This is a genomic window from Brevundimonas sp. TWP2-3-4b1, from assembly GCF_049897665.1.
Taxonomy (GTDB): Bacteria; Pseudomonadota; Alphaproteobacteria; order Caulobacterales; family Caulobacteraceae; genus Brevundimonas; species Brevundimonas subvibrioides_B.
In genome coordinates this window covers 1-15,936 of sequence record NZ_JAFCWQ010000012.1, presented here as the reverse complement: position 1 = coordinate 15,936, position 15,936 = coordinate 1, and the positions used below count along the sequence as shown (strand labels likewise).

The window sequence follows — 15,936 nt, the reverse complement described above, 5'->3', positions numbered from 1 at the left end:
CGTGCGTCTCGTTCCTGACCTACGCCTCTTTCGACTTTACACTTGTTACGAGACCGGAATGAATCGAGTCGATTTGGCGGGAAGCGATGCTTTCCGATACTCCCCATCACCGGCAAGCGCCGAAGTCATCCTCGTAGACGATCGGACCTTGGTAGAGGCGAGCGGTCTGTTCGACCCGGGCTTTTACCTTGATCGGTATTCTGACGTGACCGGCCGTGCCGACGAGGCGCTCGACCATTTTCTTCAGCATGGCGGACAAGAAGGACGCCATCCCAGCGCATGGTTCCATTCGCGCTACTATCTTGCCCGCAATCCGCTGGTTAAGCGGGCCAGGATCAATCCGCTGGTTCATTATCTCCGCGTCGGTCATCTTGACGGTCGCGCGCCCAACCCCTTTTTCGACACTGATTGGTACCGTAGTCGGCATCCGGAGATCGGCCGATCTGATCCGCTGATCCATTACATTCGCTACGGATCGAAAGTCCTGGAATCCCCGCATCCCATGTTCGATGCGGACTTCTACTTGACCAGCCACCATGACGTTGCGGCGTCTCGCTCCGAACCCTTGGCCCACTATCTGGCTGTAGGCCACAGCGAAGGCCGACCGGGTTTCGATGTCGCTTCGGCGGGGAGGGGCGCGAGGATCGCTGTAGCGGCTCACGTTTTTTATGAGGATGTTTGGCCCGAGATCGATGGCCGGCTCGACTCAATCGCTGTGGACTTTGACCTTTTCGTCACCATCCCGATCGGCTCGCCCGCTTTGCGCGCCAGCATCCTGGAAAGTCGGCCCGAAGCCCAGGTTTTCGAGGTAACGAACGCTGGTCGCGATCTGGGCGGCTTTCTTGCAGTTTTGCCGAAGCTTTTGGACGGCGGCTATGACGCCGTTTGCAAGATCCACTCCAAGAAGGGCGCGACCGAGCCTGCAACGTGGCGCTATCTCCACTACGAGGGTCTTCTGGGAAGTCAGATTTTCGTTTCGAATGTGCTGAGGGCTTTTTCGGAGGATCCCAGCCTGGGCGTCGTGGGTCCAGCGGACTTCTATCTCGACGGGCCGATGTTCATCACCAAGAACGGCCCGCTTCTGAAGCAGATCGCCAGTGAGCTCTATCCGGAGGCCGTCATACCCCGCGAGTGGGGGTTCTTTGCTGGTACAATGTTCTGGTTCCGTCCAGCGCTACTGAAACGCTGGCGCGGCAACGATTTTCAGGCCCGCCTCGAGGTCGAAAATACCTCCAGTGACGCGCAACTGGCTCATGCGCTAGAGCGGATGCTGGGGCTCGCCGTCGCGATGGAAGGCATGCGCATCGGCCTGTCGGACGTTACAGGCGAACGTGTCGCCTCAGGCGTCGATATCGAAAGAGCGCCTCATTTCACTAGCACCTTCCAACCGGCGCAATTCCTACCGGTCCGTACCGCGCAACTGTCCGAGACTGTTCCCCTGGTTAAAAAGGGCCGGCGTCTGACGTGGTTGGCCCCCAAGGGCGCCCGTCCCGGCGTTACGCTTATCGGCCCTGTTGGAGCCGTTAACGGCCTTGGCGTCAGCGCGCGAGGCTACGCGGACGCACTGCTGGAGACAGGTCTTCCTCTCAACGTCATGGAGTGGAAGTTGGGCTTTGAGCGCGTGAAGATGCAGGCGCACGCCTATCCTTCCCGCGAAGAGCAGCCAATCAACCTCGTGCATGTGAATCTGGATTTGATGCACGACGCCAATCTGCTGGATTCCTTGCCCCTCAACAGATTGATGCCCGGCCGCTTCAACATCGCGGCCTTCTATTGGGAATTGCTGTCGATCAAGCCCGAATGGGTCAATGTCATCAATCGCTTCGATGAGCTCTGGGTCGCCAGCAAGTTCATGAAGCGAGCGATCGAAGCCATCACACCGGTTCCTGTGCGGGTAATCCGCCCGGCCATATCGGCGGCTCCCACGGTCAGTTCCTATGACAGAGCTTCTTTGAACTTGCCGGCTGATCCCTTCATTTTCTTCTATAATGCCGACGCCGGCAGCGTGATCCGACGCAAGAATCCCCAGGCCCTGTGGCGGGCCTATGACGATGCCTTTACTCCCGAGCAGGGGGCCTGTCTGGTCATCAAACTCAACTATGCAGACCCCGGTGATCCGGCACTGCAGGAGTTGATCGCCCTGAGCCGTCGGCGGCCCGACGTCGTCTTCATGACGGAGCTTCTGACAGAAGAAGAGATGGTAGGCTTGTTCGCCAACATCGACTGCTATGTCTCACCCCATCGTTCTGAAGGGTTGGGTTTGACGGTCGTCGAGGCCATGCGGGCCGGAAAGCCGGTCGTGGCTACGCGGCTGGGCGGCGTCAGTGACTTTGTGACGCCTGACACCGCTTATGTCGTCGATCACGATCTGGTCGAGGTTGGCGAGGGCGCCGAGCCTTACCCGAGCACATTCGTCTGGGGAGAGCCGCGGCCGGACTCCCTTCGCGAGGCCATGCTGGCTGTCTTTTCAGATCGCGAACGCGCAGCCCAGGTTGGCGCGAAAGGCCAAGCGAAAGTCGCAGAGCTGTTCTCGGTCAGCAATGTCGCCAGCATCATTGATGATGAAATCAGGAATATCTGGACGCGGTCCGGCGGAACCTTCGCTTCGACCCCCGTCGGTCCGGCTGCCGCCCGACCGACCTCCCCAACCAAAAAGATCGCCGCGAAATGACGACTACGCCAGGAACGTTCACCCGGGCGCTTGAGGCCTTGCGTATCGATGGACCCAAGCGAGCCTTGGCCGTACTGACGCGCGGCCTGCGTGGCGTAGTGGTTTCACCGGGTGCCGGAGCGGTTGCAGCCGGCCCGGTTCCGGCGGCAAAGCCTGTCGTGGTTGCCTTGCCGTCGACGTCCGGCGCGCCGTTGAAGATCAGCATCCTGATGCCCGTCTATAACACACCGGCGGACGTGCTCGAGGCCGCAATCAAGTCGGTTCTCGTTCAGTCCTTCGGGCGCTGGGAGCTTTGCATCTGTGACGACCATTCCAGCGCCAAGGAGACCTTGCGAGTGCTCGAGGCCTATCGAGGCTTCGACCCCCGGATCAAGATCACCCGCGCCCCAGCCAACCTGCACATTGCGCGGGCGACCAATCTGGCGGCTGAGTTCGCAACGGGCCAGTTCGTTGGCTTCCTTGACCACGATGACGAGCTTCTGCCTCATGCCCTGGCGACGATGGCCGGGGCGATCGAGGCCCATCCTGACGCCGACGTTGTCTATTCAGATGAAGATAAGCTTGAAGAGAACGGGTCACTGAGCGAACCCTATCTAAAGCCGGACTGGTCGCCCGAGCATCTGACATCCGTAGCCTACATCCTGCATTTCATGCTGGTCAGAAAATCCCTGTTCTTTGAATTGGGAGGCTTGCGCCACGAGTTTACGGGCGCCCAGGACTACGACCTTTCTCTCCGTGCCACCGCAAGAGCGCGGCGCGTCGTGCATGTGCCGAAGGTTCTCTACCACTGGCGCAAGATCGCGGGATCAGCCGCCGCCGTCGTCGACGCGAAGCCACAGGCACTGATCAACGCCGGCCTGGCTGTGCGTGATGTCGTGTGCGCTGAGGATCCCGGCGCGGCCGTTTCGCCTGGCCTGTTTACAGGCAGCTTCCGCGTCGAATGGCCGGTTGATCCCGACCGCCCCGTGACGCTGTTGATGTTGACTGACAGTCGCTCAAAGTTTGTCGAGGGCCGGGGTGAAATTCTTATGGTCAAACACGCGATCGACAGCATTTTGACCCGATCGACTTTCAAGAATATTCGAATCGTCGTGCTCGACAACGGCAATATGCTACCTGATGTCGAGGAAGAACTCGTCTCCAAGGGTGTAACTGTAAAAACCTATAGTTTTGACCCTCCCTTCAACTTTCCAAGGAAAATCAACGCTGCTTTCGACTTGGTCGAAACAGAGGACGTCATCATTCTGAACGATGACATCGAGGTAATCTCTGAGGATTGGATCGAGGCGCTGTTGAGCCATTCAAGGCGAGAAAGGATCGGCGCCGTCGGCGCGCGGCTGTTGTATACTAACGATCGGATCCAGCATGCTGGCATCGTGATGGGTGTGAATGGTCCAACCACGCATATTTTCCACAACCAGCCGAAAGACGATATTGCTTACTGCGGATACTCGCATCTCGTGCGTAATTATTCCGCGGTAACAGGCGCAGTTCTGGCCACCCGCATGAGCCTGGTGCGCGAAATCGGCGGCTTTAACCCAGATCTCGCCATCGACTACAACGACATCGACTTCTGCCTGAGGCTCGGAGAGTTGGGATACCGTATCGTTTATACGCCGTTCGCGACCCTCTATCATTTCGAGGGATCATCGCTCGTAAGGCACTCTGTGAGCCAACCCGATCAATCGGCCTTCCTGCGCCGGTGGGGTCATCTCGTGGACGCAGACCCCTACTACAATCCCAACCTTCCAAGGGACCGGACGGACTGCGCAGTTGGAGCGTGGTAGAACGTCACCCGACGCGGGTTCGGTAGTCGATAAGCACGTCTCTCACCATCGTCTCGAACGCGATCTCAGGCCGCCACCCGTAAACTTCGGCGATGCGGGTGGCGTCCAGGGCAGCGGACTCAATAATCTGAGGGCGTAGTCTGTCCGGGTCCAAAACCACGTCGAAGGGGACTCGGCTGGACGACTTGAGAACGTCGATGATTTCCGCAACCGGCCTGGCTACGCCGGAGCCGAGGTTCAGCACCGTCATGCCGGGATGCGACGGCGCGGTCAGGATGGCCAGGTACCCGCGGGCCACATCTCTTACATCCAGGAAATCCCGACGCGCCGTCAAATCGCCGGTCGCCACGACCGGTGGGATTTCGCCTACTTCAATGCGAGCCACCTGGGCCGCGAAGGCCGGGGTGACGAACCGCTCGTCTTGCCCCGGCCCGCTGTGGTTTGCTGCGCGAACGGCAACGCCTGCACAAGATGAACCAGCCAACACGTCAGCCACCGCCTGTTCGGCTGCATACTTGATCCGCCCATAGACTGAGGCGGGTTCCGGTTCCACCCGCTCATCAGCGATGGGGTAGGCCAGAAATGCCCGTCCATACACTTCGGCCGAACTGGCAAAAATGAGTTGCTGCGCTCCGCAAATGACCGCCGCCTCGGCGATGTGAAGTGCGCCCAGGACGTTTGCACGCCAGGCATCGGCGGGATTTTGCTGTGCCTGACCAGGTGCGCTGATCGCGGCAAGATGGAGGATATGGGTCGGCCGAAACGCGTGCACGATCTCAAGGACTGCTTCGCGATCCCGGATGTCCAGGGGAGCCGAGGCGATGCCAGCGGGTGTGGTGCCCGCTGAATTGAAGCGTGTTGTGAGGATCTCGCCTGCCCACTTCTTGGCGGCCAGGTTGAGAAAATGTCCGGCAACGAACCCGCCGCCACCGGTGACCAGCAGGCGCATAGACATCACGCCGCCTGTGAAGCGACTCGTTTCAAGTCGGCATCCACCATTTCGACGATCATATCTTCAAGACTGATCGAGGCTTCCCATCCGAAGGTCTCCCGCGCCTTGTTCGGGTTGCCGAGGAGCAGGTCGACCTCGGCCGGGCGCAGGAAGGCTGGGTCGATTACGAGGTGGTCTTCGATCCTTAATCCGACGTGGGCGAACGCGATTTCCACCATGTCCCGGACCGTTGTCGTCCGCCCGGTCGCAACAACATAGTCGTCTGGCGTATCCTGCTGAAGCATCAACCACATAGCTTCCACATAGTCCCGCGCGTGACCCCAGTCGCGCTTGGCGTCGATATTGCCCAGCCGCAGTTCTTTTTGCAGTCCCAGCTTGATGCGGGCTGCCGCGTCGGTCACTTTTCGCGTCACGAATTCGACCCCGCGCAGGGGTGATTCATGATTGAATAAGATTCCGCTGGATGCGTGCAATCCGAAACTTTCGCGATAGTTCACGGTCATCCAGTGTGCGTAGAGTTTGGCTACCGCATAGGGCGATCGCGGGTAGAATGGCGTGGTTTCCGACTGAACGGGCTCCTGCACCAGACCAAACATTTCTGAAGACGACGCTTGGTAGAAGCGGGCCTCAGGCGCGACGATCCGAACCGCCTCCAGCATATTGGCGGCGCCCAGCGCGGTGATTTCGCCGGTCAGATAGGGCTGCTGCCAGGATGCACTGACAAAGGACTGGGCCGCCAGATTGTAGACCTCGGCAGGTTTCACATCCTGGATGATCCGGATTTGTGAAGACAGATCCAGGAGATTTCCATCAAGAAGCGTTACTTTGTCGGCGATGCCAAGCCAGCGAAGGCGATGATCAGCGACGCCGGCGTGGCTGGAGCGCCGGACCATGCCGAAAATCTCGTAACCGCGGCCGAGAAGTGAGGCGGCGAGATAGGCTCCGTCTTGTCCGGTGATGCCGGTGATCAACGCCCGTTTGCTCATGTTTTCCGCTTTCTAGACAGCCCAGATGACCGGCTCTGCTCCTCATGGAGCCCCTAGTCACTGCATAGTGCGGCAACGCCTCCGCGTCACGGCCCAATGTCCGCCTTCCGAAGCCGTACCAAACGCATTTGCAGGACAACGCCTGATCTGGTCCTCTCAGCGCAAGCGGTGTCTGGTCAAGGCCTCTGTCCGCCGGTATGCCCCCCCCGAGACGCCGTTCGTGCGTGTGGATCGGAGTTTTGTATGCCCTCGCGTGACGAAAAACCGCAAAGCCTGCTGCAGGTGATCGCCAGCAAGCTGCAGCGGTCCAAGCCCGAACCCGCTCCAAATCCGTTACCGTTTCCCGAATACACTTCGATGACTCGGGATCTGGCCGAGGCTCTGACACCGGTAATCGCGCGGCTCGATCTGCTAGAGCGCCAGAACCGGCTGCTGATGCGGCAACTCCTGCTCCCTGATCGAGCTCTTTGGCACACCATGCCTGGTCTTTTGCCGGATATGGCCCCCGGCGATTTCATCTTCCCCGACGGGAGGCTCTGTAAAGAGCACAGCTTCCGGCAGCCCTACTTCTCCTACTGGGCTGCCCAGTTGGGCGAGCCCCTACGTTATCATCGCAAGCTCTGGGAGTTCGTCTTCGTCTGCCAGGTGCTATACGAACGCGGCATGCTGGCGCCCGAGCGCCGCGGCCTGGGTTTCGGCGTCGGCGCAGAGCCTCTGAGCGCCTATTTCGCAGCGCAAGGCTGCACGGTTGTTGGAACGGACATGGCATCCGACGACGCCGTAACAGCTGGTTGGGCCGCATCGGCCCAACACGCCGCAGGCAAGCAGGCGCTTGGTCGCCCCAACCTGTGCCCGCCAGAGCTTTTCGATGCTCGCGTGCGCTTCGAGACCGTCGATATGAACGCCGTGCCTGAACATCTGGTCGACTTCGACTTCTGCTGGTCCGCCTGCGCCCTTGAGCATCTGGGTTCCATTGACCTCGGCATGGCGTTCATCGAGCGATCAATAGAAACACTCAGGCCCGGGGGGATCGCTGTGCATACGACCGAGTATAACGTTAGCTCCAACGACGACACGCTGTCGGAAGGTGGAACGGTTCTCTTCCGGCGTCAGGATTTCGAGGCGCTTGCGGCGCGACTGGCGAGCAAGGGCCACAGGATTGCTCCCATCGATTTCAACCCGGGTTATGGGAAGGTCGACCGCTATGTCGATGTCGCCCCTTACCTAGACGAGCCGCATCTGAAGCTGGCCTTGGCCGGTTACGCCACGACATCGATCGGCATCATTGTTCAACGAGGAGACTGATCGTGTTTCCGGCAGAGCGCTAGGCTAGATTTCCGGTCTCGCTGTCACTCAGCAGAGCAACGTGCCCGCCGTGGAATGTGAGAAAACCCGCAAACGCGCCTTCCATCAAAAGAATACGCATCTGCGCGCCCGTCTCTCCGTCGAAGCGGTGATCAATGCTCAGTTCGTAGATCCCTGAAGCGTCGGGGTGCACCAACATCATGGCGTAGTCATCGCCGGCGCCCCAATCCAGCCGATATCGCCGCATGGCGGCGTCGTCGTCGACTGCAAACCGTATGGTGGCGCGCCACCGACCTGCTGGCAGAGTGAAGTAGGGGCCATAGGCCAAGGTGCGGGGTTTGCCTGTGACGTCAAACGTCGTTCCGCCCTGCGCCGCTTCGATGGCTCGGTCGTAGTGGAAGAGAATGGAATCCCAAACGGCCTGGGCGCCGGGCTGAGGTATGCCGTCCTGATACATTTGCAATGCATCCCGCGTGGCGTCGACTGCGGTTTCGACATTGCCGGCGTTACGGGCCACGACGAGCGGAGGCGACAGTGTGATGTCGTCAAACACGGCGATCGGATGCCCCCCGGCCAAGGCCGCGGGCGCCAACGGTTGGCGGGTAAGGCCGCGCCGTGTGGCGTTAGCCAAGAGATTTGAAGCATGGCGCAAATCATAAGGTGCCGTCAGGTCGTACCTCGCAGCGCAGGCGGAAGCGCAGGATGACGGATCCGGCATAAGAATGGCGACCCGTTCAGAAGGCACCAAGGCCGTCATCGCGGCATCGGTGACGAGGCATACGCAGGCGGGGTCGGCGGCGAGCTCTTCGAAAGAATGATCACCTTCTATAATCAGACGACAGCCAGCCGCCTGAACCGCCTGGGATATCGCCTCGCGCCAGCCTGCATCGTTCGCGGATGGGATCAGAACGATCCATCGAGCGCCGGTCGGTGTTTCCAGACTGCTGATCACGCCACTCTCAGCCACGAGTAAACCTCGATCGCTTCTTCGATATCGTCGAACATTTTTGCTCTGCCGCTCTCAATTATCAGCGCTCGACTGCAGTGGGCGCCAATCAACGAGACGTCATGGGACGCCATAATGAACGCGCGGTCGGCGCGATGCTGGAACAGTTCTTCCATGCACTTCTGCTGAAACCGCGCGTCGCCCACGGCCACGAGCTCGTCGATCAGGTAGCAGTCAAATTCAATGGCCAGCGATAGGCCAAAGGCGAGGCGCGCCCGCATCCCGGAAGAGTAGTGTTTCACTGGCTGCTTCAGGGAGGATCCCAGCTCGGCGAAGTTATCGACCCTCTCAAGAGTTCGCTGGAAATCTCGCCTGTAGATGCGAGACAGGAAGCGGATATTGTCGAGCCCGGTCAGACTGCCCTGGAAGCCGCCGCCGAAACCGATCGGCCATGACGAGGTCATGGGCCATTCGATCTTGCCCTCCGAATATGGCATGATGCCCCCGAGGATTTTGATCAGGGTGGACTTTCCCTGGCCGTTTCGCCCCAGAATGGCGAGCCTGCCCGCTGTCCCGACAGTGAAATTAAGGTCGGAGAATACCGGGTCCTTTCGGCCATGATATACCTTCGTCAGACCGGTGACCTTCAGTCCGACGGGTCCTTCATCGGCCACTTCAGTCTTGCCTGTGTTCGCGGACGCCGGACCACACCATCCAGCCGATGCCGTAAACCAGTATTGCCGTACCGAACACGGCTAGGATCGACAGCAGCCGCTTCGGTTGCGCGGGCCGGTCGGGCATGTTGGGGCTCACAATCCGGTCAAGATACAGCTTTTGTCGGCGCGCTTCCTGCTGAGCGGAGATCAGCTGTGCGCTCGCGTTGGCATACTCTCGATCGGCTAGCTCCTGATTAAGTGTCAGACGTTCGTACACGCCGACTTGTGACGCGAGGGAACCGGCCCCGCCTGTAACCTTTGAGCGCTCTGCCGCAACTTGGGCGTTGTAGGACGCGATCCGTGAATCGAGCACAGGCAGCTGGGGACTGGAAGGCGCCTCGCTCGCTAACTGGGACCGCTCGGCCATCAAGGTGGCGATAGTCGCACGCAGACTCCCGATCAATTGGGAGCTCTCACGCGCGCTGAGCTCCGGGTCAATGAACTGCTGGTTGTTTCGCAGCGACGTGAGGCCTGCCTGCGCCTCGGCCAGTCGGTCGCGAGCCTGATCCCGCGCTGAGACTGCATAGCTTACGGCGTCGTCGGCGGATCTCTCGTTGAGACGGTTGATCAGCTGCTCGCCGCCCTGAAGCAAACCTTCGGTAAGATTTCGGGCCTCGGCCGCGCTGAATGCCTCGACACGCAAGGTGCTGATGCCCGTCGTCGAATCGTAACCCACCTCGACAAAACGTTGAAATGCCTTGTAAAGTCCCTCCTCCGAGCGGCTTTCGCCGAATGCGGGATAGCGCGTCCAGAAGTCCGCTTGGCGCGATCCGAAGATGTCGATCAGGTCGTTGCGCCTCTGCAGCTCACGCATGGCGTCGCGCGAGCTGATGTATTCATGCACGGCGAAAGCGTCGCTTGAGTTGACGGACAGACCCACGCCCTGAAGAGCGGCGCCCAGCGACGACGGTTGCGAGCGGGTTGCGGACCGTACGGTAAACTGGGCTTCCGAGACATAACGAGGGGAGGCGATAAAAAGGAAATAGACGATCGCCACGATGGTTGGCAGCACCACAATGACAATGAAGGGCCAAGGCACCCGCTTCCACCAAACGGGTCGTTCTGGGTTGAACGTCAGCGCCTTTGGGATAGGTCCGACATAGTTGAGTTCGGGCGTGGTCATCTGGTTCTCGAGCGTTGGATAGGCAACGGGTCCTGCGGCGTCATTCGATATCGATACGGTCCTTGGCTCCGGCAATTAGAACCAAGCCAAGCATGTTTAATATGCCGCCCCACATGATCGCGTAGGCGGGGTCATAGTATGTTTTCACGAACTCGCCGAACACCCCGGCTCGAACCATCTCGATGCCATGAGGAATCGGAATGGTCAGGTAGATGTCGCGGACGTCCGCAGGCAACCAGGCGACCATGAAAAACGATCCAGAAACAGGCACCATGGCATAGGTGAGAACCGGGACCAGCCGCTCCATGATTTCAAATCGGAGGGATAGCCCTGCAAAGACGAGAGCAATGCCCATTCCCATCCACGCCAAAATCAACCAGCCGCCGTAGAGAAGTAGAACGTCCTTTGGCAACCCGACCTGGCCGAGAACGAACAGAATCGCATAGACGGCAATGAATGCTGCTGTCGATCCGAAGAACTCCAGGAGATTTCGCGCGATGTAGAGATGAAGAACGTGGACTTGGCGATGGTGCAACAGCCCGATATTCGCCTGCAGCGCCGACATCGAGAAGCTGACCTGGTGTCTCAACAGAAGTATGGACATGTACCCGGTCATGACGAACGGGCCGAGGCGGATGCCGTGTTCATACTCCGGCTTAAGTAGTGTCCAGAGGATAAGCACTCCAAAGCAGAACAGAAGAGGCTCACCGATGACCCAAGCGAAGCCCAGGCCTTCGCGGCCGAAACGCGTTGTCAGCTCGCGCATCAGCAACGCCCCGACGATCCGAAAATGCCGGTAGATGTTCGTGATTTTCATATTCTGGTGGTCGGAACGTTCTCTGGGAAAAACATGCGCGATAGCCTTGCGGGAGATTTCGGCAGCGCCGTCGGCCCTTGGAAATTCGCCGGGACCATACTCGCCCCCAAGGTTAGCGCAAGGGAGCTGATGGCCCGCCTCAGCCCGCGGCGAACACCGCTCCGAAATCTGTCTGGGCGCTCTCGAAGTCCGGCGGCCGGCCGATGTCGAGCCAGTACTCGTGGATCGGATACGCGCCGACCATCTTTCCGTCCGAGGCGAGGCCCGCGAGCAGTTCGGGCATGTCATAGGGCCCCTGCGCCGGAATCCGCGACAGGACCGATCCCTCCAGACAATAGACGCCGGCGTTGGCCAGCCAGCGGAAGGTCGGCTTTTCGCGCAGGGCCGTCATCCGCACGCCGTCCACCTCGGCCACGCCGTGAGGGGCCTGGAACTGGTGCTCGCGCAGGCACAGGGTGGCCAGGGCGCCGTGCTCCTCGTGGAAGTCGATCAGGCCGCCGAAGGCCATCCGCGTCAGGACGTCGCCGTTCATGACCAGCATGGGGCTGGTTACGGGATCGCGCACCAGAGACAGGGCCCCGGCAGTGCCGCGCGGATGGTCCTCGCGCAGATACTCGATCTCGACGCCCATTGAGGCGCCGTCGCCGAAATGATCCTCGATCATCTCGGCAAGGTAGTTCACGGCGAGCCGGAAGCGGCCGAAACCCTGGGCTCTCAGCCGTTCGATGATGGTCTCGAGCAGGGGGCGTCCGGCCACCTTCAGCATCGGCTTGGGACAGGTCTGGGTCAGGGGCGCGAGACGAACACCCCGACCTCCGGCCATGATGACCACCAGATTGTCCCGGGGGCGCGGCGTGCCGACCGTGTCGGGATAGAGGCCGACAACCCGACCGGCACGGTCCAGCAGAGGCGCCAGGGTCACGCCGCGCTCCTCCAGCCGCTGCAGGGCCGCGATGTCGGAACCGTCGATCTGAAGCGAGACCGGCTCTGTGTTCATCACCTCGCGGATCGGAGCATCCATCGGCAGGCGACGGAGCAGACCGCGCCGGATGTCGCCGTCGGTCACACTGCCCAGAAGACGGCGATCCTCGTCGACGACGACGATCAGCTTGCGACGGACTGCATCCAGCCGGGCGATGGCGTCGAGCAGGGGGGCGTCGGGTCCCAGCAGGTTCCCGGCGATGTCGCCCGCGGGGGTCACACCGCATACTCCGAGGGACGATAGAGCGCCGGATTGTCGCGGATGAAGGCGACCGTCCGGGCCAGACCTTCCTCGACCGAGATAGACGGCGTCCAGCCCAGCCGTTCCTTCGCCAGCGAGGCGTCGGCGTGCAGGCGTTCGACCTCGCTTGCGGCGGGCCGCATGCGCTTCGGATCGGCCTCGACCTCGACCGGCAGGCCGGCGGCGGCGGCGATCATGGCGGGCAGGTCGCCGATGGCGATCTCGCGGCCACCGCCCGTATGGACAGTCAGACCCTCGATCCCCGGCAGGGCCGCGGCCCTGAGAAAGGCGTCGACGGTATCGTCCACGAAGACGAAGTCGCGCGTCGGCCGGGTGTCGCCCAGGCGGACCGGTCGTCCGGCCAGCAACTGGACCGCGATCGCGGGGATGACCGCGCGCGCGCTCTGGCGAGGGCCGAAGGTGTTGAACGGCCGCAGGGTCACGACCGGCGTTCCGAACGAGCGATGGTAGCTCTCGGCCAGCTTGTCGGCCGCGATCTTGGAGGCGGAGTAGGGCGACTGGCCAACCAGCGGGTGGGCCTCCGTCATCGGGACGAACTGGGCTGAGCCATAGACCTCGCTGGTCGAGGTGTGGATCAGGCGGGCGACGCCCAGTTCGCGCACAGTCTGCAGCACGTTCAGCGTGCCGAGGATGTTGGTGCGGACGTAGCTCTCGGGCGCGAGGTAGGAATAGGGAATGGCGATCAAGGCGCCGAGGTGGAAGACGATCTCGCGGTCGCGGACTGCGTCAAGCACACTGTCGCGATCGGCGAGGTCGCCGCGTCGGACGTCGATCTCGCCCCGGATCGGCGAACGGTCCAGCCAGCCGGCGTCGCCGTCCGAGGTGTAGCGGACCAGGACGCGGACCTCGGCCCCGATTTCTACCAGCCGTTCGCACAGCCGGCTGCCGATGAAGCCGCCCCCTCCGGTGACCAGGACCGGTCGGCCCTTCAGGGCGCCAATGATCGCTTCGACGTTCACGAAAGACCCGCCGTCCGCAAGGACGCCATCCGGCGGCGTGATTGCGCCCGGACCGTCCGAATCAGAGTCTAAAGGACAGCTACTGGCGCGTCACGGAGACGGACATGATCGGCGAGGGCGCATCCGCCGGACGGGTTCTGGGGCTTGTTCCCGCGCGCGCCGGATCGCAGGGTCTGCCGGGCAAGAACGTCCGTCCGCTGGCCGGCCGGCCGATGGTGGCCTGGACCCTCGATGCCTGTCGCGAATCCCGCGTACTGGATCAGGTCGTGGTCTCCACCGACGACGAGGCCGTGGCCGCCGTCGCGGCCGAAATGGGATTCCCGCCGCCGTTCCGCCGCCCGGACAGCCTGTCGGGACCGCAGGCCTCGGTCATCGACGCCGTCGCGCATGCGCTGGAGACGGTGGGCGGGTCCTGGGACTATGTCGTGCTGCTGCAACCGACCTCGCCGCTTCGCCTTGGCGCCGACATTGATGCGGCGGTCGAGCTCTGCCACGCCAGCGGAGCGTCTGCGGTGATCGGGGTCTCGCCGGTGTTGAAACCCCAGACCTTCTACGGACGGGTGACCGAAGGCCGCCTCTTCTGTCCGGACGCACCGCGACCCGACGAGCCGGTGGTGGTCAATGGCGCCGTCTATGTCGGACGGCCGGAATCGTTGTTGGAGCGGCGCACCTTCGTCGGTCCGGACACCCTGGCGCATCTGATGCCGCCCGAGCGGGGCTGGGACGTAGACACCGCTTTCGACTTCGCCGTCTGCGAGGCGCTGTGGCCCCATGTGCGGGGCGAGGCGGCCGGGCCTCTGGACAGCGTAAGGCGCTAGGTCCAGTCGAGGTCGACGAAGGGCTTCCTCGCCAACCCCCTCAGGTCCGTCGCTTCCAGAATCGAGACGATCCGTTCTCCAGCGTGGCCGTCGCCGAACAGGGCGGGCTGGCTTCGCGCCATGGACTGGAAGGCGGGCGACAGGGCCCGGGCGATCGCCCCGGCTATGGCTTCAGCCTCGAGCGGACAGTCGATGATGCCCGGCGTGCGCAGCCGTCCTGCCTGGCGGTCGCCCACGTTGACGACCGGAACGCCTGCGGCCGGCGCCTCCATCATGCCGCTCGATGAGTTGCCGATGACGGCGGCGCAGGCGGTCAGGGCCGCGACATAGCCGCGCGCGCCCAGCGATTCAGCGATCCGGATTCGGCCGGGCCGGACGGCGGCAAAGGCGGAGATCGCCCCCCGAATCGCCTCCGCGCCCGCGTCGGCGTTGGGCAGGGTGATCAGGATGACGCGATCCTCGACACCGGCCAGGCCGCCCACGAAGGCCTCGATCTGTCTTTCCGGCGACAGGGCTCCGAGGGTCTCCGGGTGAAAGGTCACGAGAAGGAAGCCGGGCGGCAGGTCCAGCCCGGTCAGGGCGGAGGCCTCCGCCGGCGTGCTGCGTCCGAAGGCGGTCAGGTTGTCCACGCCGGTCGAGCCGACGGTGAAGACGCGCCCGGGCGCCTCGCCCATCTGCAGCAGGCGGCGGCGATAGGGCTCGGCGGCGGTGAAATGCAGGGCCGCCAGCTTGGTGATCGCATGGCGGATCGCATCGTCGACCGCTCCGGCCGTTCTGTGTCCGCCCTCCAGATGCAGGATGGGCAGCCCCAGCGGAACCGCCGCCGCCGCCGCCGCCAGCGCCTCGGTCCGGTCGCCCAGGATCAGCACGGCTTCCAGACCCAGCGCCGCATAGGCCTCGGCGCAGCCTGACAGGGTCGCAGCCATATCCTGCGCCGCCGACAGGCCGTCATCGCCGGCCATGGGCGACGGAACCCGGGCGGCGGGGCGCCGTCCGTCGGCCTCGATTTCCGCCAGGGTCGCGCCGTGCCGGATCGACAAATGGGGGCCCCCGACAATCAGATGTGGGCGAATTGTCGCCGAGGCCTCCATTGCGGCGAGCACCGGCCGCAGCAGGCCGTACTCCGCCCGCGTGGCCGTGAAGACGCCTATGCCCGTGTTCGCCCCGATCATCCGTTGATGGTTCCCGTCATGCCACGCGGGCATAGCGGGCTTCGGCGCGTCGAGATAGCGGGACGATCGAGCCCCCAGAACGGACAGCGGAACGATGTTCGTGAAAGCGGGGGCGCCGATTTCTCCTGTAGCTTCAACGTCACGCTTGCAGTTTGACCGGTCGAACTGCTTCGGAACCTATCGACCTCCTGCGGCAACGCTGTTATGACCCCGGAAGGCGGTGAGACCGCCGCAATGATTAATTATGGCTGCGGAGGGCTCACACCCATGCGTTTCAAGACCTTGTTCCTGGCTTCCAGCGCGGCGGCGGCTCTCGCCCTGTCCGCTGGTGCTGCTTCGGCTGAGCCGGACGGCTGGTACGGCGCGATTGACGCCGGTTACCACAAGATCGACGACATCAACCTGGAAGCGTCCGGCAACGGCGTGAACTGGAATGCCGAA

At 62.3% G+C, this 15,936-nt stretch carries 13 protein-coding genes; 4 read left to right on the top strand and 9 right to left on the bottom strand.

Annotation, left to right across the window (positions count from 1 at the left end):
* Positions 1–58 precede the first annotated feature (58 nt).
* Together ACP7A5_RS10525 and ACP7A5_RS10520 are read left to right on the top strand one after the other, a co-directional pair.
* Positions 59–2,671, top strand: a complete 2,613-nt coding sequence (locus tag ACP7A5_RS10525; protein ID WP_426041882.1) for a rhamnan synthesis F family protein — start codon at positions 59–61, stop codon at positions 2,669–2,671.
* Positions 2,668–4,458 carry a glycosyltransferase family 2 protein gene (locus ACP7A5_RS10520; protein WP_426041881.1) on the top strand — a complete coding sequence of 597 codons (1,791 nt, stop codon included), beginning with the start codon at positions 2,668–2,670 and terminating at the stop codon, positions 4,456–4,458. Before ACP7A5_RS10525 ends, ACP7A5_RS10520 begins: the two co-directional genes overlap by 4 nt.
* Before the next feature lie 4 nt (positions 4,459–4,462).
* Here the strand turns inward: ACP7A5_RS10520 and ACP7A5_RS10515 are convergent, their stop codons facing one another.
* Together ACP7A5_RS10515 and gmd are read right to left on the bottom strand one after the other, a co-directional pair.
* Positions 4,463–5,407 carry an NAD-dependent epimerase/dehydratase family protein gene (locus ACP7A5_RS10515; protein WP_426041880.1) on the bottom strand — a complete coding sequence of 315 codons (945 nt, stop codon included), beginning with the start codon at positions 5,405–5,407 and terminating at the stop codon, positions 4,463–4,465.
* Positions 5,408–5,412: 5 nt separating this feature from the next.
* Entirely contained in the window at positions 5,413–6,396 is a 984-nt protein-coding gene (gene gmd / locus ACP7A5_RS10510; RefSeq protein WP_426041879.1) for a GDP-mannose 4,6-dehydratase, read from the bottom strand.
* A 243-nt stretch (positions 6,397–6,639) separates the two neighbouring features.
* Here gmd and ACP7A5_RS10505 point away from each other — a divergent pair, with 243 nt between their 5' ends.
* Complete coding sequence (locus tag ACP7A5_RS10505) at positions 6,640–7,701, top strand: class I SAM-dependent methyltransferase (RefSeq protein WP_426041878.1); 1,062 nt, start codon at positions 6,640–6,642, stop codon at positions 7,699–7,701.
* 19 nt (positions 7,702–7,720) lie between these two features.
* Here ACP7A5_RS10505 and ACP7A5_RS10500 read toward each other — a convergent pair whose 3' ends face one another.
* From ACP7A5_RS10500 to ACP7A5_RS10475, 6 genes are all read right to left on the bottom strand, one after another.
* A complete protein-coding gene (locus tag ACP7A5_RS10500) occupies positions 7,721–8,653 on the bottom strand; it encodes a hypothetical protein (RefSeq protein WP_426041877.1) in 933 nt (310 codons plus the stop codon).
* Complete coding sequence (locus ACP7A5_RS10495) at positions 8,650–9,321, bottom strand: ABC transporter ATP-binding protein (protein WP_426041876.1); 672 nt, start codon at positions 9,319–9,321, stop codon at positions 8,650–8,652. Before ACP7A5_RS10495 ends, ACP7A5_RS10500 begins: the two co-directional genes overlap by 4 nt.
* A 1-nt stretch (position 9,322) precedes the next feature.
* Complete coding sequence (locus ACP7A5_RS10490) at positions 9,323–10,486, bottom strand: chain-length determining protein (RefSeq protein WP_426041875.1); 1,164 nt, start codon at positions 10,484–10,486, stop codon at positions 9,323–9,325.
* A gap of 40 nt (positions 10,487–10,526) precedes the next feature.
* Complete coding sequence (locus ACP7A5_RS10485; protein ID WP_426041874.1) at positions 10,527–11,303, bottom strand: ABC transporter permease; 777 nt, start codon at positions 11,301–11,303, stop codon at positions 10,527–10,529.
* Between the two features lie 139 nt (positions 11,304–11,442).
* On the bottom strand, positions 11,443–12,504 hold the full coding sequence (locus tag ACP7A5_RS10480) for a nucleotidyltransferase family protein (RefSeq protein WP_426041873.1): 1,062 nt from the start codon (positions 12,502–12,504) through the stop codon (positions 11,443–11,445).
* A complete protein-coding gene (locus ACP7A5_RS10475) occupies positions 12,501–13,505 on the bottom strand; it encodes a GDP-mannose 4,6-dehydratase (RefSeq protein WP_426041872.1) in 1,005 nt (334 codons plus the stop codon). The genes ACP7A5_RS10480 and ACP7A5_RS10475 overlap by 4 nt, the downstream gene beginning before the upstream one ends.
* Positions 13,506–13,609: 104 nt before the next feature.
* Here ACP7A5_RS10475 and ACP7A5_RS10470 point away from each other — a divergent pair, with 104 nt between their 5' ends.
* Entirely contained in the window at positions 13,610–14,323 is a 714-nt protein-coding gene (locus ACP7A5_RS10470; protein WP_426041871.1) for a cytidylyltransferase domain-containing protein, read from the top strand.
* Here ACP7A5_RS10470 and neuC read toward each other — a convergent pair.
* A complete protein-coding gene (gene neuC / locus ACP7A5_RS10465; RefSeq protein ID WP_426041870.1) occupies positions 14,320–15,495 on the bottom strand; it encodes a UDP-N-acetylglucosamine 2-epimerase in 1,176 nt (391 codons plus the stop codon). The genes ACP7A5_RS10470 and neuC overlap by 4 nt on opposite strands.
* Positions 15,496–15,936 lie beyond the last annotated feature (441 nt).

Bases quoted from the DNA above. Each gene is read 5' to 3' on its own strand.
- neuC (WP_426041870.1), bottom strand. From the start codon at position 15,495: ATGATCGGGGCGAACACGGGCATAGGCGTCTTCACGGCCACGCGGGCG.
- ACP7A5_RS10470 (WP_426041871.1), top strand. From the start codon at position 13,610: ATGATCGGCGAGGGCGCATCCGCCGGACGGGTTCTGGGGCTTGTTCCC.
- gmd (WP_426041879.1), bottom strand. From the start codon at position 6,396: ATGAGCAAACGGGCGTTGATCACCGGCATCACCGGACAAGACGGAGCC.
- ACP7A5_RS10520 (WP_426041881.1), top strand. From the start codon at position 2,668: ATGACGACTACGCCAGGAACGTTCACCCGGGCGCTTGAGGCCTTGCGT.
- ACP7A5_RS10485 (WP_426041874.1), bottom strand. From the start codon at position 11,303: ATGAAAATCACGAACATCTACCGGCATTTTCGGATCGTCGGGGCGTTG.
- ACP7A5_RS10490 (WP_426041875.1), bottom strand. From the start codon at position 10,486: ATGACCACGCCCGAACTCAACTATGTCGGACCTATCCCAAAGGCGCTG.
- ACP7A5_RS10505 (WP_426041878.1), top strand. From the start codon at position 6,640: ATGCCCTCGCGTGACGAAAAACCGCAAAGCCTGCTGCAGGTGATCGCC.
- ACP7A5_RS10525 (WP_426041882.1), top strand. From the start codon at position 59: ATGAATCGAGTCGATTTGGCGGGAAGCGATGCTTTCCGATACTCCCCA.
- ACP7A5_RS10515 (WP_426041880.1), bottom strand. From the start codon at position 5,407: ATGCGCCTGCTGGTCACCGGTGGCGGCGGGTTCGTTGCCGGACATTTT.